We start from the raw sequence: 3802 nt of genomic DNA, 5'->3' as shown, positions 1-3802 counted from the left end.
CGCCGTCAACGGCGTGGACCTGGCCGTGCGGCGCGGCGAGGTGCTGGGCATCGTGGGCGAATCCGGCTGCGGCAAATCCACGCTGGCGCGCCTGCTGCTGGGCCTGATCCCGCCCAGCGAGGGCGCCGTCCGCCTCGACGGCCAGGACATCCGCCACATGGACCGCCGCGCGCTGGCGCGGCGCGTGCAGCCCATCTTCCAGGACCCGTATTCCTCGCTCAACCCGCGCCGGTCCATCGCCTCCATTGTGTCGCTGCCGCTGGAAGTGCACGGCATTCCCAACCCGCGCCAGCACAAGGCCATCGAAATGCTGGAGCGCGTGGGCCTGCCGCCGCGGCTGGCCCACAACAGCCCGGGCCAGCTTTCGGGCGGGCAGCGCCAGCGCGTGGCCATCGCCCGCGCGCTGGTCATGCGCCCGGAGATCGTGATCTGCGACGAGCCCACCTCGGCGCTGGACGTGTCGGTGCAGGCGCAGATCATGAACCTGCTCATGGAGCTGCGCCGCGATTTCAACCTCACCTACGTGTTCATCAGCCACAACCTGGCGGTGGTGGAACACATCGCCACCCAGGTGGCGGTGATGTACCTGGGCCGCGTGGTCGAATCGGCGCCCGCCGACCGGCTCTTCCGCGGCCCGCGGCATCCCTATACCCAGGCGCTGCTGGCCTCGGTGCTGACGCCCGAGCCGGGCCTGGGAATACCCGACACCGGGCTGGGCCTGTCGTTTCCCGATCCGCTGCATCCGCCGCCCGGCTGCCCGTTCCATCCGCGCTGCCGCCACGCCATGCCCCAGTGCAGGGAGGCGCGGCCAGCTTTGGCGCGGCCAGCTTTGGCGCGGCCGGACGGCGCCGCGGTGGCCTGCCATCTCTATCCGCCCGCCTCGACTTCCGGAGCCCTGCCCTCATGACCCGAAACCAAGCCCTGGCCCTGGCCGAACGCCGCTTCGACAGCGGCGAATTCCGCGACGTGCTGGCCCGCCGCGTGGCGCTGCCCACCGAAAGCCAGAACCCCGAGCGCGCCGGTACGCTGGCGCAATACCTGGCCGAGGAAATCCAGCCCGCCTTCGAAGCCATGGGATTCCGTTGCCGCACCCTGACGCAAGCGCGCGCCCTGGCGCCGTTTCTCTACGCCGAGCGCATCGAAGACCCGGCCCTGCCCACCGCCCTGGGCTACGGCCACGGCGATGTGATCCGCGGCCTGGAAAAGGAATGGAAACCCGGCCTGTCGCCCTGGACGCTCACCGAGTCCGAGGGCCGCTGGTACGGGCGCGGCATCGCCGACAACAAGGGCCAGCACACCGTCAACATGGAAGCGCTGAGGCTCGTGCTCGAAGCCCGCGGCCGCCTGGGCTTCAATGCCAAGTACCTGATCGAGATGGGCGAAGAAACGGGCTCGCCCGGCCTGCGCGAGCTGTGCGAAGCGCACCGCGGCCTGCTGGCGGCCGACGTGCTCATCGCCTCCGACGGTCCGCGCCTGTCGCCGGCCCGGCCCACGGTGTTCCTGGGCGCGCGCGGCAGCATCAACTTCGATCTGGCCATCGAGGCGCGCGCGGGCGGGCACCACTCGGGCAACTGGGGCGGGCTGATCTCCAATCCCGGCATCCAGCTCGCCCACGCCATTGCGAGCATCGTGTCGCCCTCCGGCCAGATCCGCGTGCCGGAATGGGTGCCCGACGCGCTGCCCGATTCGGTGCGCCGCGCGCTGGCCGACTGCGACGTGGACGGCGGCGAAGACGGGCCGCTCATCGAGCCCGGCTGGGGCGAACCCGGCCTGACGCCGGCCGAACGTGTCTTCGGCTGGTGTTCATTCGAAGTCCTGGCCTGCAAGACGGGCAACCCCGACACGCCCGTCAACGCAATACCGCCGCGCGCCTGGGCGCGCTGCCAGCTGCGCTTCGTGGTGGGCATCGATCCCGACCGCATCCTGCCCGCGCTGCGCCGCCATCTGGACCGCCAGGGCTTTCCGTATGTGCAGATCCTGGAAACCGGCGAGAGCCTGTTCCGCGCCACGCGCATCGACCCGGACGACCCCTGGGTGCGCTGGGCCGCCGATTCGCTGGCCGCCACCTCCGGCAAGAAGACCGCGGTGCTGCCGAATCTCGGCGGCTCTCTGCCCAACGATATCTTCACCGACGTCCTGGGCCTGCGCACCGTGTGGGTACCGCACTCCTATCCTGGCTGCTCCCAGCACGCGCCCAACGAGCACCTGCCGCCCGGCCTGCTGCGCGAAGGGCTGCGCCTGATGACCGGCCTGTACTGGGACCTGGGCGCGGGCACGGCGCCCGCGGGCCGAAGAGGCGGCCCGGAAGGCGGCAGCCGAGGCGGCCAATAAAAAGCCGGCTCATCGCCGGCGCATTCCTTCCAGGAACAGGTCCGCGATGAAGGCGGCGCATCGTCGCCGCTCCTCCGCGTCCAGCGCCTTGCGCGTGAAGCGTTCGATCGCGCCCATGAGCGCCCGCGCGAACCACTCCGGCGACACGTCGTCGCGGAACAGCCCGGCCGCCTGCTCGGCCCGCACGTTGCCCGCGATCATGCCTTCCAGCTCGCCTTTGAGGGCGTCGGCCCGCTCGACCTGGAAAAAGCCGATGCGCGTCAGGTTCATGTCGTGCTGGAGAATGTCGAGCAGGCCGGCCACCCCCTGCGCCACGCGCCCGGCCACGCCTGCCTGCGGCGTGTCGTCGGGCAGGCGCGCGCACGCGATGGCCTGGCGCAGGCGCTGCGTGAACAGCTCCACCAGTTCGTCATAGGCCGCCTGCTTGCTGGCGAAATACTGGTAGAAAACGGGCTGCGTCACTCCGGCGCGCGCCACGATGTCGCTGATCCGGGCGTTCTGGAACCCGCGCTCGGCGAATTCCGCCGCCGCGACCTCCAGCAATTGCTGGCGCGTGCGCTCGCCCTTGGTGGGCGGCTTCTCGGCGGCAGGAAATTCAGGGCTTGCGATCATCGCAGGAAAATACCCTTTCCTGCTCATTTCCACCAGTAATTTCAATGACTTGTGCCGTCATATGGCGGACCGCGTTGTATGTTTTTCCTGGCATGCTAAGCAAGCGCCGCCCGTGGCGGGCCGGGACCGCGCCGGTCTGAAACCTTCTGAAATACCCGGCGCGGCCCGGCCCGCCACGGCGCCGCCAAAGCAGTAAAGTAAAGGGGTCCGCCGGGCCCCCCGGGGCCGGGGCGGATTCATCAGGAGCAAGCATCATGAAGCGGTTTTCAGGCCGAGCCGCCAGCGTCGCGCTGGCGCTGGCCATGGCAGGTTCTCCCGCCTATGCGGGCGGCTACGGATGGCACGGCGGCCATGGCTGGCACGGCGGCTCGTCGCACCATCACCACGGCGGCGGCTCGGACGGCTGGTGGGTGGCCGGCGTCTTCGGACTGGCCGCGGCCGGGCTGCTGCTGGCGGCCAACTCCGGCCCGACCTACGTCCAGACCGGCGTCTATGCCCCCGGCGTGGCCTACACCAGCCCACCCGTCTACGCCGCGCCGCCGGCCGTGGCCTACGTCGAACCCCAGCCCCAGTATGCGCCGGTGCAGTACGAGCCGGCCAAGCCGGCGGACACGGCGCAGGCGCGCGCCGAAACCGACTGCCAGCGCTGGGCGGTGAACCAGAGCGGCTACGATCCGGCCACGATCTCCCAATGGACTACCCAGGTCATGGTCGACAGCTACAACCGCGCCCTGGACTCGTGCATGACGAGCCGCGGCTACCGGGCCAGATAAGCCTTCCTGGCGCGCGGGCTCCGCTGCCGATTGCCCGCGCGCTTCCCTTTGCGCATACTGCCAGCCGGCGCGCCGCCCGCGACCGC

General features: G+C 70.5%; 4 protein-coding genes. 3 read left to right on the top strand and 1 reads right to left on the bottom strand.

Annotated elements, in window-relative coordinates:
• Positions 1–907: ABC transporter ATP-binding protein (locus AD428_RS23345; protein WP_053246739.1), on the top strand; the 907-nt coding region annotated here is incomplete at its 5' end.
• A complete protein-coding gene (locus AD428_RS23340) occupies positions 904–2331 on the top strand; it encodes a M20 family metallopeptidase (protein ID WP_053246738.1) in 1428 nt (475 codons plus the stop codon). The genes AD428_RS23345 and AD428_RS23340, both read left to right, overlap by 4 nt.
• A 9-nt stretch (positions 2332–2340) precedes the next feature.
• Here the strand turns inward: AD428_RS23340 and AD428_RS23335 are convergent, their stop codons facing one another.
• A complete protein-coding gene (locus AD428_RS23335; protein WP_053246737.1) occupies positions 2341–2943 on the bottom strand; it encodes a TetR/AcrR family transcriptional regulator in 603 nt (200 codons plus the stop codon).
• A gap of 254 nt (positions 2944–3197) precedes the next feature.
• Here AD428_RS23335 and AD428_RS23330 point away from each other — a divergent pair, with 254 nt between their 5' ends.
• Complete coding sequence (locus tag AD428_RS23330) at positions 3198–3716, top strand: hypothetical protein (protein WP_053246736.1); 519 nt, start codon at positions 3198–3200, stop codon at positions 3714–3716.
• Positions 3717–3802: the final 86 nt, after the last annotated feature.

The sequence above is a fragment of the Achromobacter sp. DMS1 genome (assembly GCF_001270295.1).
This window is presented reverse-complemented; position numbering and strand designations above follow the sequence as displayed.